Origin of the sequence: Cellulophaga geojensis KL-A (genome assembly GCF_000568425.1) — a bacterium.
In the GTDB taxonomy this organism is placed as follows: Bacteria; Bacteroidota; Bacteroidia; order Flavobacteriales; family Flavobacteriaceae; genus Cellulophaga; species Cellulophaga lytica.
Genome location: NZ_ARZX01000005.1, coordinates 45,946 through 72,117, shown reverse-complemented (window position 1 = coordinate 72,117; position 26,172 = coordinate 45,946). Strand labels below are relative to the sequence as shown.

Here is a 26,172-nt window from a genome sequence, read left to right as displayed (position 1 = left end):
CTTTTTTGATGTTTTTTACAATTTATAAATTTAAAATACCATTTTCTTTTTACGAACCAAAAGCCATATTACTACAGGAGCACCAATAATAGAGGTTATAGCGTTTATAGGTAATACATAGGCGCTAGATGGTAATTGTGCAATAGTATCGCACAGGAGCATTAAAATAGCACCGTATAACAGTACTGCGGGTATTAGTATTTTGTGGTTTGTAGTATTAAATACTTGTCTGGTTAAATGTGGAACAGCCAAACCTATAAAAGCTATAGGACCTGCAAATGCAGTAATACCACCAGCTAACAAACCTGTAGCTACAATAATTAAAAAGCGCTGTTTTTTAATGTGTACACCAAGGCTACGCGCATAGTTTTCTCCTAATAAAAAAGCATTTAAAGATTTTATAGTAAAGATGCTTATAAAAATTCCTATACCAACTATTGTTCCTAGCAAACCTATTTGGGACCACGATAAATTACCAAGACTACCAAAAGACCAATAAATATACTGTTGTAGTTGCTCTGCGTCTGTAAAGTATGATAATACACTAACAATAGCAGCAGTAATGCTGCCAAACATTAAGCCAATTATTAAAAGAGCCATAGTGTCTTTTACTTTAGCAGCAACAACAAGTACAGATAATAATACTAAAAAACTACCAGTACTAGAAGCAATAGCTAAAGTTACATTATTTACAACGCCAAAAGTAAATACACCAGATAATACTGAGGCTCCCATAATTAAAATTGCAGCACCCAAACTTGCACCAGAACTAATACCTAAAACAAAAGGTCCCGCAAGCGGATTCCTAAAAAGAGTTTGCATTAATAAGCCACTTAAAGCCAACCCACTACCTGTAAGTATAGCAGTTAAAGCTTTTGGTATTCTATAATTTTTAATAATATACCTCCAAGATTCTTTTTCTAAATCTCCACCAAAAATTACACTTAATGTATCTGTAAATGGTATGGTTACAGAGCCCAAACTTATACTAACACAAAAGCATATTACCAGTATTGCTAGTAATACTATAAAAGCTAAAGTATATTTTTTTTGATTTGGCACGTTATTGTAAAGGTTTAAAAAATGTAGTTTGGTAATTAGGCAAAACCTCAGGATGAAAAATAGAAATAAGGTCTTTTAAAACCAAATCTGGTCTGTTGGGAGCAAGCTCAAAAAACAATACTCCGCCAGTTTCTCCTTTAACTAACGTAATGGTGTATATTTTTTTATTCTTATACGCATCAAACTGGGTGTAATGCTGGCTAGACTCTGCAACTTCTTTATAACTAGAGTTGCTAGATGGTGATATCCAAAAATCGGCTTTGCCAGCTTTATCAAAAACACTTTCTATACTTAAACCAACACCACCAGTTTCTTGCAAATCACTCCATAAATAATTAGCGTTTGCATCTTTTAAAAATTGAGCCATCCAGCTTTTTCCGCCAGCTACGTGCCATAAATCTTTATATAAACCGCCAGTTAAAACGCTAGGTCTATTGGTTGCTTTTTTAGCTAAAGCTTTAGCATTATTATAATCTGTTTCAATAGTTTTAAAAATTGAATCGGCTTTAGCCTCAGCGTTAAAAAACGGAGCAAAAAACTTAATCCATTCTGCTTTGCCAAGTGGAGTTTCTTCTGTCCAATCACCATTAAAAACAACAGGAATATTAGAGCGTTGTAAGGTGCTGTATGTTTTATTGTTATTGTCTATGCCAAAACCAACTACCACATCTGGATTTAAAGCAATAACCATTTCTGTGTTTAAAGATTCGTTTACGCCTAATTCTTCAATTTTACCTTCATTAATCAATGTTCTGGCATTAGTAGAAGAAATATAGTCTGTGTTAGGAAAACCTACTAATTTATCTAAAACACCAAGAGATTCTAATGCAGGTATATGCGTAGTAGATGTAGCCACTAGTTTTTTAATAGGAACGGTTACAATAGCATCATAATCGTTTTTATTTAAGGTAATTGTTGCTGCCTTATCTTTAGGAATTAAAGCATAAGTAAAAGCAGATTCTGCATTTGGCCAAGGAGATGTGATTTTTAAAATTGTAATACCATTTGCTTGCTTAGTTATGCTAAAACCTTTGGCATAATTAAGCTTTATGTTACTTTCTTTTTGTGTGGTGTTAGGTAAAGGTTTTTGAGCCTTTTCTTTACAAGCAGCTAATAGTATAAAACAACTTAAAAATATGGATTTTAAAATTTTCATTGGCTATAAATTAAAGTCCAAAAGTAGTGTAATTTAAATTTGAATAAAAAAATTGAGTAAAAAGGATTACTTTTGCGCCGAATTTTGGTTCTGCTATGTAGCGTAGTAAGATTAAAAGGGAATTTGGTGAAAATCCAAAACTGTTCCCGCAACTGTAAGCTTAGTTTACCAAGGGTAAATGCTTTTTGTAACTACAGATCCACTGTCTAATATTAATGATGGGAAGGAAAGCAAAAAGACGCAAGTCAGGAGACCTGCCATATTCAAAACAACTAATGTTAAACTTTCGGGATAAAAGTTTACGTATGGGTACAGACATACGCAGAAATTAATATAATTTCTACTCCCGTTTTATTAATGAAACACAAAATGAACAAAAAAATTATTGGTTTATGTGCGGCTGTATTGGCTAGTGCAACTGTTGTAGCGCAACAAGAACAAGAAAAAGTAAAGGTTCAAAAATTAGATGAAGTTGTAGTTAGTGATTCTCGCTTTGAACTTAAAAGAGAAAACTCTGGTAAAACAGTGATAAAAATTACAGCGGAAGAGTTAGAAAGAAGTCAAGGTAAAACAGTAGCAGAAATTATAAACACAAAAAGCGGATTTTCCATTGCTGGTAGTACTAGCAGGCAGGGTACTGTTTTGGGTGTGTTTGCTCGTGGTGGTAGAGGAAGGCAAGTGTTAATTATTATAGATGGTGTACGTGTATCAGATCCATCTTCAGTAGGTCAAGAGTACGATTTAAGATTACTTACAGCAGCAAGCATAGAGTCTATAGAGATTATTAAGGGAGCAGCTAGTACACTATATGGTACAAATGCAGCTACTGCGGTAATTAATATAACAACAAAAAAAGCTGCAAAAGATGCTATCTCTGGTAATTTTCAAGCAAGTGTTGGTACAAATCAAACAGCGGCTAACCAGAATTTTGATGTAAATGAGTTCGCTAACAGTGCACGTGTAAGTGGTACTTTAGATAAGTTTACATATAAAGTTGGTTTCTCTAACAGGTATTCAGACGGTTTATCTGCCATTGTTACTCCAGAAAATGAAAAAGATGATTTCTCTAACTACAGTACAGATGTAAATTTAGGATATACTTTTTCTGATAATTTTTCTGTAAATGTATACGGAAACCAAACAAAAAATAGTGGTGAGTATGATGAGTCTTTTGGGATGCTAGATGCTCCGTACTCTTTTACAAGTGATCAAAAAAGAGCTGGCTTGTCATCTACTTATAAATATAATAAAGGTTCTGTTGTGATAAATGGAGCTTACAGTGAGTATAGCTCAGAAAACAAATCTGCTTTTCCTAGTGCTTACGAGGGTAAGAACATAGTGGTTGATGTGTATAATAAATACAATTTTAATGATACTTTTTATACTGTTTTAGGTGTAAATTACATTAATGATGAAACGGAATATGCAGAGATACAAGATTTTTCTATTGTAGATCCTTATGCAAATGTAGTATATGTGTCAGATTTTGGTTTAAACTTAAACCTTGGTGCTCGTTTAAATAATCACTCTGAGTATGGCTCTAATTTTGTTTACAATTTTAATCCATCTTATGTAATTAAAAATACAAATGGTTATGTTAAATTGATGGGTTCTTATGCAACATCATACATTACTCCAAGCTTAAACCAGTTATTTGGTAATTTTGGTGCCAATCCAGACTTAGATCCAGAGGAAGACCGCACAATAGAAGGTGGTTTAGAGTATGCTGCAAATGACAAATTAAGAATTAGTGCTTTATATTTTAATAGAAAAGAAGAAAATTTTGTTTTTTACGGAGCAACAGGTTATGACAATGCAGAAAATACAATTGAAGCAAAAGGTGTAGAAGTAGAGTTAGACTATACGCCAGTTAACGCTTTAAATATTGGAGCAAATTATACATTTACAGAAAGAGAAGGAGATGCAGGTATACGTTTACCAAAACATAAGGTAAATGCATTTGCAAACTACAATTTTTCAGACCGTACAAATGCATCTTTAAATTACACAATGGTAGGCAATAGATCAGATTCTGATTTTGCAACTTTCCCGGCTACTAATGTAAACTTACACGCTTATACGCTTTTAGATTTATACATCTCACATACACTTATAAATAATAAATTAACTGTATTTGCTAATGCAAGTAACTTGTTAAATGAAGAGTATACAGAGATATTAGGTTTTACAACAAAAGGAGCTAACGTAAGGTTGGGTTTAAACTTAACTTTATAATATAAAACGTAAAGAATAACTTACTATTACTGTAGGTTATTCTTTACCTTAAGTAAATTTATGTATATTTGATTTAACAATAAATCATATATATCATGAAAAAAAATTACATTTTTATTTTACTATTTTTTTACTCCGTTTTTTCTCAAAGTCAAGATTTTATACAGAATATAGTTTATTCTAAATCACCTACTAGTGTTCAAAATGTAGGAAGTCCTTATGAGTTTAATTTAACATTTGATTTAATAGGTACTAGGTCTCCATTAGGAGATAGAATTCGTCAATTTATGTATTTCATTACGGAGGTTGGTGACAATTCATATTTTACAGATTGGCCTGTAACTGGCGTTAAGTATGCAGGCGATTATACATCCATTTCAGGCGGATATCGATACTCTTTTGATGAAATTCAGTTAAAAAATAAATTCCCCTCTTATCCTGCGGGTAATTATAAAGTACTAATTATGGCATATAAAGGAGGGAACAATTGGGTTTTTTATGGAGGTTATCCTGCACATATTAATGATTATACCTTTAATTTTAATTTTAATGATTTTTGCTCAGATTGTGGAGATGGAATTTATTATGGGAATGATGATGATGGTGATGGACTATTAGAGTATTATGATGATTGTCCAAATGAAGCTGGACCTATTTCAAACAACGGATGCCCTATAATACAAGGAAATTCAGATTTAGAAATTGATAATGTAAATTCATTAGCATATTCTGCATGTAGTTCTTGTTTACCTTGGTTTGATTTATTTTTAGATAGTAATAAGAGACACTTAATAGCTGGTGGTGTTGGTAAGTTAACATTTAATAAATTAAAGATTAAAAATGTTGGAAATGCAATATCTAATACAAGTAAATTAAAATTTTATTTATCTAAAAATAATACACTTGATGAAGATGATTTAACTTTGAAGTCTATAACATTACCTGTTATAAGTGTAAGTGGATCATATGATATTTCTGAAAATATAAAAGGATGGGATATGTTTGATAATCCTGATAGTTCATCTAATAATGGAAATTATTATATAATTATAGTTCTTGATACTGAAAACACTAATAATGAAGGAGCGATTGGTGAGATGAATAATATTTTAGCTTTACCGATATCCTACAACAGTAGCGCTACTGCAAGCAGTAAACTATCTAATATCAGTGATAGAAATAATAGAGCATATTTTATTGAAGTTTATAACTTTAGTGGTCAAAAAATTTTAGTAAAAAAAGTGGATAATATAGAAGAAGAGAATAGAGTAATATCTTCTTTAAAAGGTGGTGAAATTTATATAATAAATAGTAGTAATAAAAGTAAAAAAATATATAGGTAACTTATGTGTTTTTAAAATAAAAAGGCTCACTATATAGTGAGCCTTTTTGTTTTTAATACCGAGTTGATAAAACCTAAACTATTTACTAGTAGGCTTAATATCATTTGGCATAATATACATTTCAGAACTAAATTTAGGGAATTTAACACCTTCTGTAACATTGGTAGCGTTTGCATCTTTTTTTAAGTCGAACTTACCAGCAGTACCAAGCATATCATCTAAAGCAGCACGTAATAATACTTCATTAGTATCACCAAAAGGTTTTATATTTTTGTAGTATTCATATTCTTTAACTTCTACATCAGGTACAAAACCATCACCATAATCATTTTCTCCTAATTTATTAAATATCTGAAAAACAATTGGCTGCATACCAACAGTGTGTTTTGTACTTCTGTTATCAGTATCTGTATATGGTTCTGTGTTAGAATTACCTGGTGCATCTACAACAGTAATAGAACCTTCATTTTTACCAGTTGTTTTTTCTCCAATAACCTTAACATTAATGTAAGGTCTTAATCCATTTATAATCATTTCACTAGCAGAAGCTGTTCTTTCTGTGCCTAAAACATAAAGTCTAGTTATGCCTGTTAACCTATTCATATCAGTTGCTCCAGAATATGCTCCTGTTGTTTTGTCATATAAAAAAACATCTTCAAAAAACGGATAAACACTGCTATTGTTGGCATCTCTTTTTGCGTTGTATTTTAACTCGGCAAAAACTTCACCACTAACTGTATTTGTTTCTGCAGTAGCTTCACCATAAATCATACTAGCCAATAAAGCAGAAGATAAAACAGAGCCACCACCATTGTATCTAAAATCTAAAATAAGTTCATTAACCCCAGCAGCTTTTAATTCTCCAAAAGCATCGTTTAATTCTCCGTTGTAGGTTCCACGGAAACCTTCGTAAACAAGGTATCCAATTTTACGGCCTCCTTCTTCTATAACGCTTGTATGGTGAACAGGGTTTATAGATAAAGTTGCAGCTGTAAGTGATTTTTCTTCAGTTTGTGTTATTACATCAGTTTCAGAAACGGTTGCTAAACCTAACGTTACACTTTCTTGAGTGTATAGTTTATTAACAATAAGATAATTATCAATAGTCATTACCTCACCATCAACTTTAGAGATGATATCACCTCTTTTTAATCCAGCTGCTTCTGCAGGTGAACCTGCAGCAACAGAGCCTATAACTTGTACAACATTATCAGTTGCACCAACTCTTACTAAAGGCCCTCTAGTAATACCGTAAGTAGTACTAATACCATTAAAACTCGCTAGCTGCTCATCTACATCCTCTATAAACCAAGAGAAATCATCTTTTTCAGTATATTTTAAAGCATTAAAAACATCTTCAGGGCTACTAAACCCATTTAAATAGGAATAAAAGGCATCTTGGTCATCGTCTTTAGTGTCTGCTAAAGCGGTAACATCTGGTTGCCAATAATACCAATGGTTTAATCCTTTCCAGATAAATTCGTTTATTTCATTGTTAAGTGTTACTGCTTGTGGTGTTTCTCCGCCGCCATCATCATCATTTTTATCACAGGATGTTAAAAATAAAAACAACCCAGATAATAGAATTACTGTTTTTTTCATAATAGTTATTTATTTAGTGTAAGAACATAGCTAGTCGCAACTATTGTTCCATAATTTTACACATATATTAAGTATGTGTTACATACGTTATATATAGTGTGTCGGTTTACAATGCTGTAAATTACTGACAACTTTTACAAAAAAAAATTTTTTTGTAACAAAAATCATTCTATGTCGTCTTGCTTATATAAACCTAGTAATAGTGTTTGTAACAACAACTAAACTAAAAAATGAAACAATCAGAATTTCTAAATGTGGTAATGCCTTTTAAGGATAAACTGTTTAGACTAGCCAAAAGATTACTAGTCTCTACAGAGGAGGCAGAGGATGCCACCCAGGAAATACTGTTAAAATTGTGGTCTAAAAATGACCGTATGAAGGGATACGCAAATGTTGAAGCTTTTGCTATGACAATGACAAAAAACTTTTGTTTAGACAGGTTAAAATCTAAACAAGCTAGTAATTTAAAATTGGTGCATAGTAATTATACAGACAGTAATGCATCTTTACAACGACAAGTAGAAGCGCAAGACAGTGTTAATTGGGTAGAGAAAATAATGGAGAGTTTGCCAGAACAACAAAAAATGGCACTGCAACTAAGAGATGTAGAGCAGTACAGTTTTGAAGAAATTGGCAAATTACTAGAGATGACACCTGCAGCAGTTAGAGTTGCATTGTCAAGAGCAAGAAAAACAGTGAGACAAAAATTAATGGAAAAACATAATTATGGAATTGCATAATATAGAAAAATTATTAGAAAAGTATTTTGAAGCTACCACTACGGTTGCCGAAGAAGAAACATTAAAAGCCTATTTTTTACAGGGTGATGTTGCTCCGCATTTACAAGAGTACACAACAATGTTTACTTATTTTTCTAACGCCAAAGAAGAAACTTTTACCAAGCAGGTACCATTAAAACCTAGAAAAAGAAATTATAAATGGTTATCCGTAGCAGCAGTAGCAGTTTTAGCATTAGGCATATATTTTGGTAATGATTACCGTGAGCAAAAAGAAGCTGAATACGTTTTACAAGAAACTGAAAAAGCATTTAGCCTTATAGCTCAAAACTTAAACAAAGGCACCGAAAAACTGGTTTACCTTAACAAATTTGAAGAAGCAACAAACAAGATTTACAAAACAAATTAAAATTAAATTATGAAAAAATTATTAATCATAGCAGTACTTACTGCGCTACCATTTACAGGATTTTCACAGTCAATTTTTGACAAGTTCGAGGATTTAGATAACGTATCATCTGTTATTGTAAATAAAAGTATGTTTAATCTACTAACTAAGATAGATGTAGACGTAGATGATAAAGACACACAAGACTTTATAGATATAGGAAAAAGTATAAGCAGCTTAAAAGTTTTTATTACTGAAGATAAAGCTATTGGAGCAGATATGCTTACCACAATGAAATCTTACTTAAAAACAGCATCTTTAGAAGAGCTAATGCGTGTAAAAGATAAAGATGCTAATATTAAATTTTATATTAAAAGTGGTAAAGATGAAGACCACGTAAGCGAACTTTTAATGTTTGTAAGTGATGTAAAAGGCGCTAAAATTGACAATCGTAAAATAGAAACTGTTTTAGTATCTATTACAGGAGATATAGATTTAAACAAAATAGGTTCATTAACAAGTAAAATGGGCTTGCCAGAACAATTAAACGAAGTTAAAAAGTAACAACACATATTTCTATCAAGGTTAATAACTAACCTTGATAGTTATTAATAAATAAAAATCATCAATATGAAAAACGGAATAAAATACATAACAGCAGCATTAATTTTGTTGGTTACGTTAGGCTCTTGCTCTTCTAGTCAAAGCCTGCAAGAGTATTACGTAGATAGCAGCGAAAATGATAATTTTTTATCTTTTGATGTTCCTACAAGTATATTAAATATAGCATCTGCAAATTTATCTCCAGAGGAAAAAAAAGCAGTAGAGTCTATAAAAAAAGTGAACGTTTTGGCATTTAATAAAACTACAGATAATGTAGATTCTTATAAAGTAGAAAAAACAAAAGTAAATGCAATTTTAGGGAATAAAAAATACACGCAGTTAATGAAAATTAACTCTAAAATGGCAAAAGGTGTAGTTAAATTTACTGGTGAAGAAGATGCTATAGACGAGGTAATTGTTTATGGTTATAAAGATGATAAAGGTTTTGCATTAATCCGTGTTATAGGAGATGATATGAACCCTGCATACTTAGGTAAATTTATAAGTGCAATGGAAAAATCTGACGTAGATGAAGGAGCACTAAAAAAGATAGGAGATCTAATAGGAAGCTAGTTTTCTAGATTTTTATTTGTTACAAGCCTGTTTAACTATGTTAAGCAGGCTTTTTTTGTTATGAAACGGTAAAATGTTAACAACTGTTAATGTGTTTTAAATTTTTTATAAAATACATTTTATATATTGTACCCAACATTAACTATTTAAACATTAACAATTATGGAGAATCCAGAAAAATGGATGAATTTGGCAATCGAGAAAATAATGGATTATGGCCCAAAAATTATTATGGCTATAATTATTTATCTTGTTGGAGCGTGGCTTATTAAAAAACTTATTGGAGTTGCAAGAAAAGTAATGGCAAAAGGCAATTATGATGAGTCATTACAAAAGTTTTTATTAAACCTTGTAAACTGGGGATTAAAAATATTTTTAATCATTACAGTTATTTCTACTTTAGGAGTAGAGACTACAAGTTTAGCAGCTGTTATTGCAGCCGCAGGTTTAGCTATTGGTTTAGCATTACAAGGCTCTTTAGGTAACTTTGCAGGAGGCGTTTTAATTATGATTTTTAAACCTTACAAAATTGGAGACTTAGTAGAGGCTCAAGGCGTATTAGGTTCTGTAAAAGAAATTGAAATTTTTACAACTAAATTAATTACACCACAAAACAAATTAGCAATAGTACCTAACGGTGCAATGGCAAATGGTAACATTATTAATTATACAGCAGAAGGTAAAATGAGAGTAGATACTACTGTTGGTATTGGTTATGGAGAAGATATGAAAAAAGCAAAACAAGTGCTTTTAGAAATGTTACAAGCCAACCCTAAAGTATTAAAAGACCCTGCACCATCTGTAAATGTAGAAGAGTTAGCAGATAGTTCTGTAAACTTAGCGGTGCGTCCTTTTTGTAAGCCAGAAGATTATTGGGATGTTTATTTTGCAACCATTGAAGGTTCTAAATTAGCGTTAGACAATGCTAAAATTGAAATTCCTTATCCACACGAGGTACAAATTAATAAATAAGACAACCTGTTTTTTTATATAAAGACCGCTATATGCGGTCTTTTTTTTTGTTCAATTTTAAACAAACAAAAACAGTACATAACGTTATCAACAATTAATAGTAATCGTTAATAATAAGTTAATATTAGACAAGTAATTATAATATCTTTTAAATGTAGTTTTATCGCCAACAAACCTATATAAAAAATGATGAAAAATTACCTTAAAGTATTAATTTCCATTGGAATGCTGCTTTTAACGGCCATAGGCTATTGTCAAGTGCCAGCATACTACAACGGAACAGATGTTACACAAACAGGTGGTAACTTAAAAACCGACTTATCTAACTTGGTTACAACAACACAAACAACTGTACTAAGTTATACACCAGGCGTTTGGGACGCTTTAAAACAAACAGATTTAGATCCGGCAAACTCTAATAATGTATTGTTAATTTATGGTTATAATGATGCAGATGGCAATACAACAACAGACCGTACCAGAAGTAAAAATAACAATGGTGGTGGTGTTGGCGATTGGAACAGAGAACATGTTTTTCCAAAATCATTAGGAAATCCAAACTTAGGAACATCTGGTCCGGGATCAGATGCACACCATTTAAGATCATCAGATGTGCAGTTTAACTCATTACGTAACAATCACCCATTTGGTGATGGTAGTGGTAATGCAGGTTTAATGAGTGGTAATGTTTGGTATCCTGGAGATGAGTGGAAAGGAGATGTAGCCAGAATGATAATGTATATGTACATACGTTATGGCAACCAATGTTTACCTACAGCAGTAGGTATAGGTGCAACTACGTATAGTGCAGATGTTCCAGATATTTTTTTACAATGGAATGCAGAAGATCCTGTGTCTCAAGTAGAAATTAATAGAAATGTATTGTTAGAAGGAATTCAAGGAAACAGAAACCCTTTTATTGACAATCCTGCTTTTGCAACTGCTATTTGGGGAGGACCACAAGCAGAAAACAGATTTAATAATACAAGTTCAGATACAGAAGCTCCAACTGCACCTTTAAATTTAAGTGCAGCAAATACAACAGAAACAGAAACACTTTTAAGTTGGGACGCAGCTACAGATAATGTAGGTGTTACAGCGTACCAAATTTTTAACGGTACTACTTTAGCAGGTGTTGTTAGCGGAACATCATACCTAGTAACAAACTTAACAGCAGAAACTACGTATACTTTTACTATAAAAGCATTAGATGCAGCAGGTAATATGTCTGCAAATAGCAATACAGTAACAATAACAACTTTAGAGGATACCATAGTTACACCACCAGCAGGAGATTATATTATTTCTCAAGGGTATGAGAGTACTGCTACAGATAACTGGAACTATACAGTGTCTCCAAACAATTGTAATGATGGTGGTAGTGATGTTTGGGATGTGGTAACAAGTGTAGGATCTATAAGTACCGCAAATACAGGAACAAATTTCTTTGGAATTAGAGATTTAGAGGGGAATTGTGGTACAGCAGATGGAGGTACATTAACTTTTGACGCTGTAGATATATCTACTTATACAGATGTGAGTTTATCATTTGCAGTAAATGTTGTTGGTTATGATGTTACCAATGGAGATACAATTAGCTATGAGATCTTTCACGATGGTACTTCACAAGGAGTACAAGTTATAACTGTTGGCAGTCCTTACAGCACTGCAGATTGGGAGCAAATTACAACTGCTGTTCCTAACACGGTTTCCTCAGTAAGTTTAAGGTTATTTGTTAAACAAAACGGAGGTAGTGATTACGCTGGTTTTGATGACGTTCGTTTAGAAGGAACTTCTTCTTCTACACCGGTAACTCCATCAATATTAATAAATGAAATTGATGCAGATACACCTGGTACAGATACACAAGAATTTGTAGAATTGTTTGATGGAGGAGCAGGGAATACTCCTTTAAATGGTCTTGTTATGGTACTTTATAATGGCTCTAACAACCAAAGTTATGCTGCGTATGATTTAGATGGCTATACAACAGATGCAAATGGCTATTTTGTAATTGGTAATGTAGATGTACCAAATGTAAGTTTAGTTATACCAAGTAATGGTTTGCAAAATGGTGCAGATGCTGTTGTTATATACACTGGTGATGCTTCAGATTTTCCAAACGGTTCTAGTGTAACTACAGATAATATAGTTGATGCTGTTGTGTATGATACTAACGATAGTGATGATTTAGAATTATTAGTGTTGTTAAACGCTGGTGAAGCTCAGGTTAATGAAGGCGGAGCAGGAGATAAGGACAATCATTCTTCACAACGTATTTTAAACGGAGCAGGAGGCGCACAAAATACATCTACATTTGCACAAGAAACACCAACACCAGGTGCTGCAAACGGAGAGGTTGTAGTTGTGCCACCAACAGAGGCTACAATACTAATTAATGAGTTAGACGCAGATACAGCTGGTACAGACACACAAGAGTTTGTAGAATTGTTTGATGGCGGAGCAGGTAATACTGCTTTAGATGGTAAAGTGTTGGTTTTTTACAACGGCTCTAATAACCAGAGTTATGCTGCTTATGATTTAGACGGATACACAACTAATGCGAATGGATATTTTGTAATTGGTAATGCAGATGTACCAAATGTAAATATTATAATACCAAGTAATGGTTTGCAAAACGGAGCAGATGCTGTTGCTTTGTATACAGGTGATGCTGCAGATTTTCCAAATAATTCTGCAATAAGCACAACAAATCTTTTAGATGCTTTAGTGTATGATACCAATGATAGTGATGATGCTGAGTTGTTGGTATTGTTAAATGCAGGAGAAGCACAAATGAACGAAGGTGGAGCAGGAGATAAAGATGCACATTCTTTGCAACGTTATACTAATGGTTCTGGCGCAGCGTTAAGCACTGCTAATTATGTACAGGCTTTGCCAACACCAGGTGCATCTAACACAAATGCTACAGAACCAATTACTTTAGTAATTAATGAAGTAGATGCAGATACAGCAGGTACAGACACACAAGAATTTGTAGAATTGTTTGATGGCGGTAAAGGTAACACGGCTTTAGATGGTTTTGTTTTAGTACACTATAATGGCTCTAACAACCAAAGTTATGCAGCGTATGATTTAGATGGATATACAACCAATGCAGAAGGTTATTTTGTAATGGGTAATGTAGATGTGCCAAATGTAAGCTTAGTAATACCAAGTAATGGTTTGCAAAACGGAGCAGATGCAGTGGCTTTGTACACTGGTAATGCATCAGATTTTCAGAATGTAGCTGTAACAACTAATGGTTTAATTGATGCTTTGGTGTATGACACTAATGATAGTGATGCTACAGAATTGTTAGCTCTTTTAAATCTAGGTGAAGCTCAAATTAATGAGGATGAATTAGGTAATAAAGACGGACATTCATCACAACGCTTTCCAAACGGACAAGGAGGAGTAAGAAATACAGCAACGTATACACAAGCTATTCCTTCTCCAGGAACAGAAAACGGAGCTGTTATACCACCACCAGCAACTATTAGTATTGCAGAGGCAAGAAATGTAGCAGACGGAGAAGTGGTTACTGTAACAGGAGTGTTAACTGTTGCAGATGCTTTTGCTGGTTCTGCTTATATACAAGATGCTACAGGAGCAATTGCTATTTTTGATGAGTTGGTACACGGAGAAGGTGTTTTTATGGTAGGTGATTCTATTACTGTAACAGGTACAAGATCTGCTTTTAATGATCAATTACAAATAGCAACGGTTACCAATGTAGAAAACAATGGTGCACCAACAAACGCAATTACACCAGTAACAGTTACTTTAAGTGAATTGGTAAATCATCCGGCAGAATTGGTACGTATTATTAATCCTGCTTTTCCTAAACCAGGAGATATATTGTTTGGAAATTCTAACTACACTATTACAGATGCATCTGGTAATGGATCACTTCGTATAGATAATGATGTAGAAGCAATAGTTGGTTTAGGTCAGCCTAATACTTGTACAGAAATTACAGGTGTAGTTGGTCGTTTTTATGAAACATACCAATTGTTACCAAGATCTTCAGAAGATATGCCTTGCGCAGGGGAGTATGTGCCACCAACAATTCCAGTAGAAATAGGAAAAGACAAAACGTTAGATGTGGTAGCCTGGAATATAGAGTGGTTTGGAGATGAAGCAAACTCGCCAGCAGCTGGTAGCCCAATGTCTGATGCTATACAAAAAGATAGTACAAAGGCTATAATTGCAAAGTTAGATGCAGATATTTATGCTGTAGAAGAAATTGCAGATGAGACTTTATTTGCTCAAATGGTTAGTGAACTTCCTGGGTATGATTATGTACTTTCACCAGCGGTATCTTACCCTAATGACCCTGGAGTTAGTCAAAAACTAGGATTTATATACAATACAGCAACTGTAAATGTGGTAAATACTAAGGTGTTGTTGCAAACAATTCACCCAATGTATAACGGAGGAGACGACTCTGCCTTGGTTAATTATCCAAGTGCAACAGATCGTTTTTATGCAAGTGGACGTTTACCATTTTTAATGACAGCAGACGTAACTATTAATGGTACAACAGAACAAATAAATGTTGTTGCCTTGCACGCAAGAGCAAATAGTGGTACAGATGCACAAGGCAGGTATGATATGCGTAAGTATGATGTTGAGGTATTAAAAGACACTTTAGATGTGCAATATGCAGACAAAAAACTTATTTTGTTGGGTGATTATAATGATGATGTAGATACAACAGTTGCAGATATTACAACGACTACAACGTCTAGTTTTAATGCTTATGCTACAGATGAGGTTAACTATAATATAGTTTCAAAAACATTAAGTGACCAAGATTTTAGATCGTATGTTTTTAGAGAAAATATGATAGACCATATTACAATAACAAACGAGTTAAATGACAACTATATAGCAGAATCTGCTCGTGTACATTATGAGTTTTATGATAGTGACTATCCAAACACAGTATCAGACCACTTTCCGGTATCTGCACGTTTTCAGTTAAAAGGTTTAGAGTTGGTAAATATATCTACAACAGATGTTACTTGTAGTACGGCTACAGATGGTACAGCTACAGTAGTTGTAGAAGGTGGCGCAAAACCATATGCTTATGAGTGGAGTAATGGCGATACAACAGAAACTGCTACAAGCTTAGAAGCTGGTACACATAGCGTAATTGTTACAGATGCTTTAGGCAATGAGGTTACGGAAGAATTTATAATAACAGCTCCAGAGGCAATAAACATTTCTGTTTCTGATAACACTAAGGTTTACTTAGGCTATGACTCTTGTACAACTTTAAGTGTAACTAGAGTAGAAGGTGGTGTTGCTCCTTATAGTTATGAGTGGAGTAATGGTGAAACTACACAAGACATTAAAGCGTGCCCAGAGACTACAACAACATATACCGTCACTGTAACAGATGCTAATGGTTGTTTTACAACAGCAAACGTTACTGTAGATGTAGAAGATGTTAGGTGTGGTAACGCGTACAGACCAGGAGTTGAGGTTTGTTACAAAGGAAAATCGTATTGTATGTCTAAATGGGCAGCAGCAGTTTTTGTAAAGTATTACGGTGCAACATTAGGTGCTTGTGATGCACAAGATCAGGTGTCTATTACAAATTTAAGACTGTATCCAAATCCGTTTAGAAATTATTTAAATATTCAATTAAATAGTAATTTAGATACAAATGCAGATTTTGTTATCTATAATTTTTATGGAAGAAAAGTATTTAGTTCAAAAGAGCAGTTAACAGCTGGTAAGTCTAACTTAACGTATAACTTAAGTTATTTAAGACGCGGAAAATACTTTTTAAAAGTAAGAGTAAATGGTGTAACGCAAAAAGCAAGACTGCTTATTAAGCGTTAAGCTAATAATAAAACAAATAAAAAACCCATCAATTTAATTATTGATGGGTTTTTGCTTTTTACAAGCTATAAAATAAACAGTTACTAAATACCAGTATAGTTACTTGGTGTAATAGCTTTTAGTTCAGTTTTAATAGCATCAGATACTTCTAAAGTATCAATAAAATTAGCTATAGATTTCTGATTAATTTTTTCGTTTGTTCTAGTTAAACCTTTTAATGCTTCATAAGGGTTAGGGTAAGCCTCACGACGTAAAATAGTTTGTATTGCCTCTGCAACAACAGCCCAGTTATTTTCTAAATCTTGTTCAAACTTTTCCTTATTAAGTAATAGTTTGTTTAATCCTTTTAATGTAGAGCTAAAAGCAATAATAGTATGTGCAAAAGGTACACCAGCGTTTCTAAGTACTGTACTATCTGTTAAATCCCTCTGTAACCTAGAAATAGGTAATTTAGCAGATAAGTGCTCAAAAATGGCGTTAGCTATACCTAAGTTTCCTTCAGAGTTTTCAAAATCTATAGGGTTAACTTTATGTGGCATAGCAGAAGAGCCAACTTCGCCAGCTTTAATTTTTTGTTTAAAGTAATCCATAGACACGTATGTCCAAAAATCCCTATCTAAATCTATAATAATAGTATTTATACGCTTAAGCGTATCAAACAAAGCAGCCATATGGTCATAATGCTCAATTTGCGTAGTAGGGAAAGAGTGCTGTAAGTCTAACTTTTCTTGAACAAATTTTTGTCCAAATGATTTCCAATCAATGTTAGGGTAAGCAACTTTATGCGCATTAAAATTCCCAGTTGCACCACCAAATTTAGCGGCACTTGGTATATCATTTAATAAATTAAATTGTTCTTTTAAACGAACCACAAAAACATCTATTTCTTTACCTAAACGTGTAGGAGAAGCTGGTTGTCCGTGAGTTCTGGCAAGCATAGATACTTCTGCCCACTCTTTAACCAATTCTTCTAACTTTTCAATAACATCAAAATACATAGGAACGTAAACCTCGTTCATAGCTTCTTTTATAGAAAGCGGTATAGCAGTGTTATTAATGTCTTGTGATGTTAAACCAAAGTGTATAAACTCTTTGTATTCCTCTAAACCTAACTTGTCAAATTCTTTTTTAATAAAATACTCAACAGCTTTAACATCGTGGTTTGTAACTTTTTCTATTTCTTTAATTGCTTGCGCATCATCAGTAGTAAAGTTTTGGTAAATAGCACGTAAGTTTTCAAACAATGCAGTATCAAAATCTTTTAATTGCGGTAACGGAATTTCGCATAATGCAATAAAGTATTCAATTTCAACTCTAACTCTGTATTTTATCAAAGCTTCTTCAGAAAAAAAAGAACCTAGAGCATCTACTTTGTTTCTGTATCTACCATCTATAGGAGAAATGGCATTTAATTGGTTTAAAGACATCTGTTTTTGTGTTGATTTTTAAAAGCTGCAAAGGTAGTTAAAAGTATGTTTATATGCCTATTAGTTAGCTTGTTTTATGTGCTGTTTTTTAAGAAATAGAATTAATAAAAAGTTAAATTTTTATGCAATTTTATCTAATGTTAATCTAGCTCTTGCCTTATATGCAGCAGTGCCGTAAGGGTAATTTTTTTCTAATATGCTACGTAGCTCTGGATGTATCCAAGCATACTTTTTGCCTAATGCATAGAGACCTGTCATAGAATACGCCTGTGTAGCTACTTTATGGTTGCCAATAAGCCAATCAAAACAAACGGTAGTAATTAGCTCTAAATGTTTTTCTTTTAAGTTTTTCTGAACTTGGTTTTCTTGTTTAGAGAAATATTGAAGCATTAAAATTTCGCAAATTTTAGCACAAGGTCTAATGCTAGACTCTATGGTTAACAACTTTAGTCCGTTTAAAAATTTATCAATTACAGGAAAAATAATACTATTATTTTCTTTAAAAGCAAACTCTAATACCCAAGCTGCTTTACAAGAGATAGGATCATTTACAGTAAGTACAATGTCTAGTAAGTTAGGAACTAAACCTTGTTCTTGTAAAATAACATTAGCTATTTGTTGTCTTTTTTCTCTAGAGTGGTTAACGCTACTTTGTAGCCACAAATGTAATTCTGTTTTTGTCACAAAAAGTTGTATTTTGCTTATACTAAATTGTAAAGATGAAAATACTAAAAAAAATACTACTAGCTTTATTAATTATTTTAATAGCAATGCAATTTTACAGGCCAGAAAAAAATAACGCAGAAACCGATTTAAAAACTGCCTTTTTAACAGAAACAAATCCTTCTAAGGAAGTTAAAAAAATATTAGAAACTAGCTGTTATGATTGTCATAGTAACACAACTGCGTATCCTTGGTATAACAATATAGCACCGGTATCATATTGGTTGGCTGACCACGTTAAAGATGGTAAAAAACATTTAAATTTTTCTGAATGGGAAAATTATTCAGTTAAGAAAAAAGATCATAAGCTTGATGAGGTAATGGAAACCGTAGAAAGTGGAGAAATGCCATTAAAGGAATATACGTGGACCCACAAAACGGCAAATTTAAGCAGTACACAAAAGGAAGCGCTAATAGAATGGGTAAAAAATACTAGAGCATTGTATCAATTAAATCTTTTACAAGAGTAGGCAAACCATTAACGGCAGTTTTATTTATAATTGTAAGGTTATTAAAATCACTTTGCTTAATACTAGGGTTAGGGTCTATAAAGTAAATAGGAGTGCCATTAGTAACATAATGTACCAAACTAGCAGCTGGGTATACTTGCATAGAGGTGCCAATAATTATTAAAACATCTGCTGTTTCAGTTATTTTTGCAGCTTTTTCTAATAAAGGTACTTCTTCACCAAACCAAACAATATGCGGTCTTAGTTGGTTTTTACTTTTAGATAAATCTCCTAAGTTTAAGTCTTTTGTCCATTCTAATACCTCGGTTTCATTTTGGGTACAACGTGCTTTTAAAAGTTCACCGTGTAAATGAACCACATTTTTGTTTCCTGCGCGCTCGTGTAAATCATCTACATTTTGGGTAATTACAGTTACATTAAAGTGCTCTTGTAATTTTGTAATAGCTAAATGTGCTTTATTAGGTTTTACAGTTAATAATTGTTTTCTTCTTTGGTTGTAAAAATCCAATACAAGCTCTGGGTCTGTAGCAAAACCTTGCGGAGAAGCTACTTGCATAACATCATGACCTTCCCATAAGCCATCTGCGTCTCTAAATGTTTTTATGCCGCTTTCTGCACTAATTCCGGCTCCAGTAAGGAGAACAATATTTTTCATTCGCACTAGTTTTTTATAAAATTAAACTTTTCTTTTTATATTGGTCTTTATGACAGACATTAAACTATTAACTTATTTAGAAAACATAATAAGTGAAGAACGTAAAACGCGTTTTTTAGATATTTTAAAAGACAGAACTAATTATATTACCGTTGCTATAGAAGATGTTTTTCAAATGCATAATACTAGTGCAGTTATTAGAAGCTGTGATGCTTTTGGTGTACAAACTGCTCATTTAATAGAAAGTAAATACAGTGAGCCTTTAGATAAAAATATAGCAATGGGAGCCCAACAATGGGTAACTACGCCAAGGTATAATACAACAACAGAGTGTATAGATACGCTGCGTAAAGATGGTTATAAAATTATAGCAACATCTCCGCATACAGATTCTTATTTACTAGATGATTTTAAGATAGATGATAAAATAGCGTTGTTTTTTGGTACAGAAAAAAGCGGTTTAAGTCAAGAAGTGCTAGACAAAGCAGATGGTTTTGTAAAAATACCAATGGTTGGTTTTAGTGAGAGTTTAAACATATCTGTTTCTGCAGCAATATTATTACAACACTTAACCACAGAATTAAAAAAAACAACTAAAAATTGGCAACTTACAGCTGAGGAAATATTAGCTATTAGACTAGATTGGACTAAAAAATCTATAAAAAGTATAGATGATATTTTAGAGCGTTATTATAAGGAAAACACATAGCTATAACAGAAGTATTACTTACATAAAGTTTTATTATTTTTTTGTAAATTTAAGAACCAACCAAACCTCAAAAAAAATGATGATAGCTGTTTATATACTAGCAAGCTTAGTAGTACTTGTTGTAATTTTAGCTGTAGTAGCTCCCAAGAGTTTTAATGTGTATAGGTCTATAGATATCACCAAATCTAAAGACGAAGTTTTTAACTATGTTTTGCTTGTTAAAAATCAAGAAATTTGGTCTCCTTGGGCTAAAAAAGATCCTAATATGGCTCGTAAATATACCGGTACAGACGGTACAGTAGGCTTTACTAGCTATTGGAACGGAAATAAAGAAGTAGGTGAAGGCGAGCAAGAAATTACCAATATCATTAACGGAGAACGTATAGATGGTGAGTTAAGGTTTTTTAAACCTTTTAAATCCACATCAGACTGTTACTTTAAATTTTATGACTTAGAAAATAACACTACAAGAGTAACTTGGGGTTTTTCTGGTAAAAACACATTTCCTATGAGTATTATGATGCTTTTTATGAATATGGATAAAGCTGTTGGCAAAGATTTTGAAGAAGGTTTGCTGGCATTAAAATTAGCATTAGAAAACTAAAGTTATTTTGCTTTAGCACAATCTTCAAGCTTCTTCATAGTCTTTTTTGCAATTTCTATACTTCGTAAATGATAGTATTTTTTAGCTTCAGTTAATGACTCATCCATTAGTTTAAGTTCATTTTTTTCGTAAATAGCCAAAGCAGTAGCATAAGCTTCTTTACAGTTGTCTTTTTCTACTGTCATTGCTAACATAGACTTTTCTAAAGGTATCAGAATACTATCCACAGTAGCATATACTTTTGCGTTTTCTGCACTAATTTTTTTATCAGTATTGCTAGTTGTTTTTTTACTGTAGGTAGCAATTTTATCTATACCAGAACTAATACTTTTTCTAGCATCTTCTAACATTAACTTAGCTGTAGATAAAGATGTACTGTGTGTAATATCTTTAAGTAAGTTTAGGCCTTCTGTAATTTCTTTATTAGCAGTAGAACAACCACAATCTTTTAATTGCTTATCTAATTTTTGTACTATTTTAATAGCCTTGTATGTATGAAATTTAACTGTGTTTATATCCTGAGATTTCTCAGCATTTTTAGTCTGTTTTAAAGCAAATTCTAAGTTAGAGTTTACCAAATCGCACGCGGTATTGGTAACAAAAGAAAACAACAATAAAGCTGCTAATAGTAGGGATGTATTTTTAAGTTTTTGTATCATTTTTAAGGTTTTGGGGCACCCTTAAGTACAGATTCTGTTGCAATATAGTTAGTAATGTTATCATAACCTTTTATTATCGTTAAAGCGGCAAAAAATCCTATTGATGTGCTATAAAACAAGGAAACATCAATAAAATATAGTATATTCAAGCTCTTAAAAAATAAAATAGAATAAAGTGCGTAACGTAGATATAAAAAAATATAAGGTTTTAGAAAATGTACAATTGTCTAGCAAACCAACATTAGAAACTTTTAATGAATCTGATAAGAAATTAAAAAAGGAATTAGAAAAGATTAGAGAGGAATTAGGTGATTTTCAAGACACGTTATATGCTCACGGAAAATATAGTGTTTTAATCTGCTTACAAGGTATGGACACTGCTGGGAAAGACAGTCTAATTCGAGAGATTTTTAAAGATTTTAATGCTCGTGGTGTTGTGGTGCACAGTTTTAAAGTACCAACAGAATTAGAGCGTAAGCATGATTATTTATGGAGGCACTATATAGCATTACCAGCAAAAGGAAAATTTGGAGTGTTTAATAGAACACATTATGAAAATGTTTTGGTAACGCGTGTTCACCCAGAATATATAATGGGAGAACATATACCGGGTATACACAGTGTAGATGATATAGATGATGCTTTTTGGGCAAAAAGGTTTGAACAGATTAATAATTTTGAAAAGCATATAGCAGAAAATGGCACTTTAATTTATAAGTTTTATTTACACTTATCTAAAGAAGAACAACGCCAAAGGTTATTACGTAGATTAGATTTAAAAGAGAAAAACTGGAAATTTTCTCCGGGAGACTTAAAAGAACGTAAACTTTGGGATACTTACCAAGAGTGTTATGAAGATGCTATTACTAAAACGTCTAAAAAGCACGCTCCTTGGTATGTGGTACCTGCAGACAATAAAAAGGGAGCCAGAGTAATTGTAGCATCAATTTTATTGCAAGAATTAAAAAAGTATAAAGACATAAAAGAGCCAGAGTTAGATGATGAAATTAAGGCAAACTTAAAAATGTATAAAACCCAATTAGAATCAGAATAAAAGATGAAAAAAATAACTGTAATATTCCTATTAGTTTGCACAACTATTTTTGCGCAAACAGCTGATGAAAAACAACTTAGATCAATTTATGACGCTGCATTAACAGATGGTATGGCCTACAATTGGTTAGACCATTTATCCAATCAAATTGGTGGGCGTTTATCTGGCTCTGTAGAGGCACAACAAGCTGTAGATTATACCAAAAAAGAATTAGAAAAGTTAGGAGTAGATCGTGTGTATTTACAACCAGTAATGGTGCCAAGATGGGTGCGTGGTTTACCAGAGTATGCAAACATTTTATCTGAAGACGGAACCACTACAAGTGTGCCTATTTGTGCATTAGGAGGTTCTGTTGCAACTTCTGCCTTAGGGTTAAAAGCTAATGTAATAGAAGTAAAGAGTATTAAGGAGTTAGAAGAGTTAGGTAAAGAAAAAATAGAAGGTAAAATTGTATTTTTTAACAGACCAATGAACCCTAAAGACATTGTAACTTTTACTGCTTATGGTGGGTGTGTAGATCAGCGTTACTCAGGAGCTGCAGAGGCTGGTAAGTTTGGTGCAGTAGGTGTAATTGTAAGGTCTGTTAATTTACGTTTAGATGATTATCCGCACACAGGCTCTATGAGTTACGGAGATACTCCTGTAAAAAACAGAATTCCTGCTGCGGCAATTAGTACAAATGGAGCAGAGTTATTAGCTACAGCTTTAAAGTTAAACCCAAACACAAAATTCTTTTTTAAGCAAAATTGCAAACAGTATGATGATGTACAGTCATACAACGTTATTGCAGAGATAAAAGGAAGTACTTACCCAAATGAGATTATAGTAGTAGGTGGCCATCTAGATTCTTGGGATTTAGGAGACGGGTCTCATGATGATGGAGCAGGTGTAGTACAAAGTATGGATGTATTACGTTTAATTAAAGCATCTGGTTACAAGCCTAAAAGAACTATAAGAGCTGTGCTTTTTATGAATGAAGAAAACGGTTTAAGAGGAGGTAATAAATATGCACAGGTGGCTAAAAGTAAAAATGAAAATCACATTTTTGCTTTAGAGAGTGATGCCGGAGGTTTTTCTCCTAGAGGTTTTTCTTTTGATTGCTCTACAGAAAATTTTGAACAAGTAGAAAGCTGGAGAAATTTATTTAAACCATATTTAATTCATTTGTTTGAAAAAGGTGGTAGTGGAGCAGATGTTGGTCCATTAAAAAAAGATAATATAGTTTTGGCAGGTTTAAGACCAGATTCTCAACGTTATTTTGATCACCATCATGCAGCCAATGATACTTTTGAACACGTAAATAAAAGAGAGTTAGAATTAGGGGCAGCTACAATGACAAGTTTGGTGTATTTGTTTGATAAATACGGTATTGTAACCTCAAAAAAGATAAAAGGATAATAACAAATTCTTAAACGCATTGGGTTTTGTGAACAAAAAACAATGACTATCTTTGCGGCTCATAAAAAATAAGCGATATGCAAGACGGAATTTACGCAAAATTCAATACTACTAAAGGAGAGATTTTAGTAAAATTAACGCACGATAAAACACCAGGTACAGTTGGTAACTTTGTTGCCTTAGCAGAAGGTAATTTAGAGAACTCTGTAAAACCACAAGGAACACCATATTATAACGGATTAAAATTTCATAGAGTTATTCCAGATTTTATGATTCAGGGTGGATGTCCTTTAGGAACTGGTACAGGTGATGCTGGTTATAAGTTTGATGATGAATTTCATCCAGAGTTAACACATTCTGGTCCTGGAGTTTTATCTATGGCAAACGCTGGTCCTGGTACAAACGGTAGCCAGTTTTTTATAACACACATTGCAACACCTTGGTTAGACAATAAGCACACGGTATTTGGACACGTAGAGAGTGGACAAGATGTTGTTGATGCTGTAGCACAAGGAGATACTATTGAGACTTTAGAAATTGTAAGAGTTGGTGAAGAAGCAGAAAAGTGGAATGCTGTTGAAGCTTTTAGAACTTTTGAAGGATCTAGAGAAAAAAGATTAGCAGAAGAAAAAGCAAAGGCAGAAGCACAAATGGAAAAATTAGCCGCTGGTTTTGATGCAACTGAGTCTGGTTTACGTTACAAAATTATTCAAAAAGGTAATGGAGCTAAAGCAGAAAGTGGTAAAACTGTTTCTGTACACTATGAAGGATCTTTAGTTAGCGGTCAGGTTTTTGATTCGTCATACAAAAGAAACCAACCAATAGATTTTCAATTAGGAGTAGGACAAGTAATTCCTGGTTGGGATGAAGGTATTGCATTATTACAAGTAGGAGACAAGGCTCGTTTTGTAATTCCTTCTAACTTAGCATACGGTAGTGCAGGTGCAGGTGGTGTTATACCACCAAATGCAACACTAATTTTTGATGTAGAATTAATGGATGTAAAATAGTTTGTAAAAACTACTAAGCATAATTTTTTTTAAGACCTCTCTTTTCTAAAGAGAGGTTTTTTCGTTTAGAGAAAAAACTACCATTTACACTTACAGTAAGTAAAATAATATTTACAGCAATTAGTACAGACAAAATAAGAAAAAAAGTAATCATATTTATATAGGTTAAATGTGTTTAAATTAAGGTTCTACTTACATAACAATTATGTTAACAAAAACCCTACCAACTTTTTTCATATAACTATGGGGGCACTAAATTATATGCGCTTTTACCTACTAGACTCTTATTTGTTAAAAGGGTTGCGTTAAAAGTTAATTAAATTATAAATTTTATGTACTTTAGTGCTTAACTGTAAGTAAATTAGATATTTAAAATAGCATTTGTTGGTATGAAAAGTAGTACGTTAAAATCATTGCAATATCCTATAGGTGATTTTATTTGTCCAGAAGAAATAACTAAAGAACAAATTAAAAAGTGGATTAAAACGTTGGAGTCTTTTCCTGTAAAACTCACCAACATTGTTTTAAATTTAAATAATGAGCAGCTAAATACACCTTATAGACCAAATGGGTGGACTGTAATACAATTGGTGCATCATATAGCAGATAGTCATCATAATAGTTATACTCGTTTTAAATGGGCGCTTACAGAAGAAGCTCCTATAATAAAAGCTTATGAAGAAAAAGATTGGGCCAATTTGGTAGATGCCTCTACATCACCAGTTATATTATCTTTAAATTACATAACTGCGTTACACGCAAAATTGGTTTATTTACTAAAGGGATTAACAGATGAACAGTTAAACAGGTATTTTATTCACCCCTCAGGGGAAACCAAAGTTACAGTAGCAGAAAATATAGGTAGTTATGCATGGCATAGCAATCACCATTATGCACACATAAAAAACTTATGTGAAAGAGAAGGTTGGCTTTAAA

General features: G+C 32.8%; 23 protein-coding genes and 1 riboswitch. Of the genes, 15 read left to right on the top strand and 8 right to left on the bottom strand.

The features are described 5' to 3' along the window. Positions 1-30 precede the first annotated feature (30 nt). Both KLA_RS05700 and KLA_RS05695 read right to left on the bottom strand, forming a co-directional pair. Positions 31-1,062: a FecCD family ABC transporter permease gene (locus KLA_RS05700; protein ID WP_034644535.1), complete on the bottom strand. Its 1,032-nt coding sequence runs from the start codon at positions 1,060-1,062 to the stop codon at positions 31-33. A 1-nt stretch (position 1,063) separates the two neighbouring features. Continuing rightward, a complete protein-coding gene (locus KLA_RS05695; protein WP_034644534.1) occupies positions 1,064-2,218 on the bottom strand; it encodes an ABC transporter substrate-binding protein in 1,155 nt (384 codons plus the stop codon). A 68-nt stretch (positions 2,219-2,286) separates the two neighbouring features. Then, positions 2,287-2,495, top strand: a riboswitch (cobalamin riboswitch). Between the two features lie 92 nt (positions 2,496-2,587). Here KLA_RS05695 and KLA_RS05690 point away from each other — a divergent pair. Then, complete coding sequence (locus KLA_RS05690) at positions 2,588-4,453, top strand: TonB-dependent receptor plug domain-containing protein (RefSeq protein ID WP_034644533.1); 1,866 nt, start codon at positions 2,588-2,590, stop codon at positions 4,451-4,453. A gap of 95 nt (positions 4,454-4,548) precedes the next feature. Beyond that, positions 4,549-5,796, top strand: coding sequence for a CARDB domain-containing protein (locus tag KLA_RS05685; RefSeq protein WP_034644532.1), 1,248 nt, complete (start codon positions 4,549-4,551; stop codon positions 5,794-5,796). Between the two features lie 78 nt (positions 5,797-5,874). On the opposite strand, the gene KLA_RS05680 is transcribed toward KLA_RS05685, so the two are convergent. Continuing rightward, positions 5,875-7,398, bottom strand: a complete 1,524-nt coding sequence (locus KLA_RS05680) for a S41 family peptidase (RefSeq protein WP_034644531.1) — start codon at positions 7,396-7,398, stop codon at positions 5,875-5,877. A gap of 230 nt (positions 7,399-7,628) precedes the next feature. On the opposite strand from KLA_RS05680, the gene KLA_RS05675 reads away from it, so the two are divergent. The 6 genes from KLA_RS05675 to KLA_RS05650 all read left to right on the top strand — a co-directional run bounded on the left by KLA_RS05675 (position 7,629) and on the right by KLA_RS05650 (position 16,527). Continuing rightward, complete coding sequence (locus KLA_RS05675; protein WP_013619734.1) at positions 7,629-8,138, top strand: RNA polymerase sigma factor; 510 nt, start codon at positions 7,629-7,631, stop codon at positions 8,136-8,138. Next, complete coding sequence (locus KLA_RS05670; RefSeq protein ID WP_034644530.1) at positions 8,125-8,544, top strand: hypothetical protein; 420 nt, start codon at positions 8,125-8,127, stop codon at positions 8,542-8,544. Before KLA_RS05675 ends, KLA_RS05670 begins: the two co-directional genes overlap by 14 nt. Before the next feature lie 9 nt (positions 8,545-8,553). Continuing rightward, positions 8,554-9,087 (top strand): DUF4252 domain-containing protein, encoded by a 534-nt coding sequence (locus KLA_RS05665; RefSeq protein WP_013619732.1) that lies wholly within the window; start codon positions 8,554-8,556, stop codon positions 9,085-9,087. Positions 9,088-9,153: 66 nt separating this feature from the next. Continuing rightward, a complete protein-coding gene (locus tag KLA_RS05660) occupies positions 9,154-9,699 on the top strand; it encodes a DUF4252 domain-containing protein (RefSeq protein WP_013619731.1) in 546 nt (181 codons plus the stop codon). 162 nt (positions 9,700-9,861) lie between these two features. Continuing rightward, entirely contained in the window at positions 9,862-10,671 is an 810-nt protein-coding gene (locus KLA_RS05655; protein WP_013619730.1) for a mechanosensitive ion channel family protein, read from the top strand. Positions 10,672-10,857: 186 nt separating this feature from the next. Beyond that, positions 10,858-16,527, top strand: a complete 5,670-nt coding sequence (locus KLA_RS05650; protein ID WP_034644529.1) for an endonuclease — start codon at positions 10,858-10,860, stop codon at positions 16,525-16,527. 83 nt (positions 16,528-16,610) lie between these two features. Here KLA_RS05650 and purB read toward each other — a convergent pair whose 3' ends face one another. Next, complete coding sequence (gene purB, locus KLA_RS05645; RefSeq protein WP_034644528.1) at positions 16,611-17,954, bottom strand: adenylosuccinate lyase; 1,344 nt, start codon at positions 17,952-17,954, stop codon at positions 16,611-16,613. A 120-nt stretch (positions 17,955-18,074) separates the two neighbouring features. After that, a complete protein-coding gene (locus tag KLA_RS05640) occupies positions 18,075-18,638 on the bottom strand; it encodes a hypothetical protein (RefSeq protein ID WP_034644527.1) in 564 nt (187 codons plus the stop codon). Positions 18,639-18,673: 35 nt separating this feature from the next. On the opposite strand from KLA_RS05640, the gene KLA_RS05635 reads away from it, so the two are divergent. Beyond that, positions 18,674-19,147, top strand: a complete 474-nt coding sequence (locus KLA_RS05635; RefSeq protein WP_013619726.1) for a heme-binding domain-containing protein — start codon at positions 18,674-18,676, stop codon at positions 19,145-19,147. On the opposite strand, the gene KLA_RS05630 is transcribed toward KLA_RS05635, so the two are convergent. Then, positions 19,110-19,802: an SIR2 family NAD-dependent protein deacylase gene (locus KLA_RS05630; RefSeq protein WP_034644526.1), complete on the bottom strand. Its 693-nt coding sequence runs from the start codon at positions 19,800-19,802 to the stop codon at positions 19,110-19,112. The genes KLA_RS05635 and KLA_RS05630 overlap by 38 nt on opposite strands. A 49-nt stretch (positions 19,803-19,851) precedes the next feature. Between KLA_RS05630 and KLA_RS05625 the strand changes: the two genes are divergently transcribed. Both KLA_RS05625 and KLA_RS05620 read left to right on the top strand, forming a co-directional pair. Further along, positions 19,852-20,511, top strand: a complete 660-nt coding sequence (locus KLA_RS05625; RefSeq protein ID WP_034644525.1) for a TrmH family RNA methyltransferase — start codon at positions 19,852-19,854, stop codon at positions 20,509-20,511. A gap of 79 nt (positions 20,512-20,590) precedes the next feature. After that, positions 20,591-21,115 carry an SRPBCC family protein gene (locus tag KLA_RS05620; RefSeq protein WP_013619723.1) on the top strand — a complete coding sequence of 175 codons (525 nt, stop codon included), beginning with the start codon at positions 20,591-20,593 and terminating at the stop codon, positions 21,113-21,115. Between the two features lie 2 nt (positions 21,116-21,117). Here KLA_RS05620 and KLA_RS05615 read toward each other — a convergent pair whose 3' ends face one another. Next, positions 21,118-21,774, bottom strand: a complete 657-nt coding sequence (locus KLA_RS05615; RefSeq protein WP_013619722.1) for a hypothetical protein — start codon at positions 21,772-21,774, stop codon at positions 21,118-21,120. A gap of 175 nt (positions 21,775-21,949) precedes the next feature. On the opposite strand from KLA_RS05615, the gene KLA_RS05610 reads away from it, so the two are divergent. The 3 genes from KLA_RS05610 to KLA_RS05600 all read left to right on the top strand — a co-directional run bounded on the left by KLA_RS05610 (position 21,950) and on the right by KLA_RS05600 (position 25,236). Next, positions 21,950-22,828 carry a PPK2 family polyphosphate kinase gene (locus tag KLA_RS05610; protein ID WP_034644524.1) on the top strand — a complete coding sequence of 293 codons (879 nt, stop codon included), beginning with the start codon at positions 21,950-21,952 and terminating at the stop codon, positions 22,826-22,828. A 3-nt stretch (positions 22,829-22,831) separates the two neighbouring features. Further along, positions 22,832-24,226 carry a M28 family peptidase gene (locus KLA_RS05605; protein ID WP_013619720.1) on the top strand — a complete coding sequence of 465 codons (1,395 nt, stop codon included), beginning with the start codon at positions 22,832-22,834 and terminating at the stop codon, positions 24,224-24,226. A gap of 77 nt (positions 24,227-24,303) precedes the next feature. Further along, positions 24,304-25,236 (top strand): peptidylprolyl isomerase, encoded by a 933-nt coding sequence (locus KLA_RS05600; RefSeq protein WP_034644523.1) that lies wholly within the window; start codon positions 24,304-24,306, stop codon positions 25,234-25,236. A gap of 13 nt (positions 25,237-25,249) precedes the next feature. Here KLA_RS05600 and KLA_RS18075 read toward each other — a convergent pair whose 3' ends face one another. Further along, positions 25,250-25,390, bottom strand: coding sequence for a hypothetical protein (locus KLA_RS18075; protein ID WP_156099824.1), 141 nt, complete (start codon positions 25,388-25,390; stop codon positions 25,250-25,252). A 235-nt stretch (positions 25,391-25,625) separates the two neighbouring features. On the opposite strand from KLA_RS18075, the gene KLA_RS05595 reads away from it, so the two are divergent. Continuing rightward, positions 25,626-26,171 (top strand): YfiT family bacillithiol transferase, encoded by a 546-nt coding sequence (locus tag KLA_RS05595; protein WP_034644522.1) that lies wholly within the window; start codon positions 25,626-25,628, stop codon positions 26,169-26,171. Position 26,172: the final 1 nt, after the last annotated feature.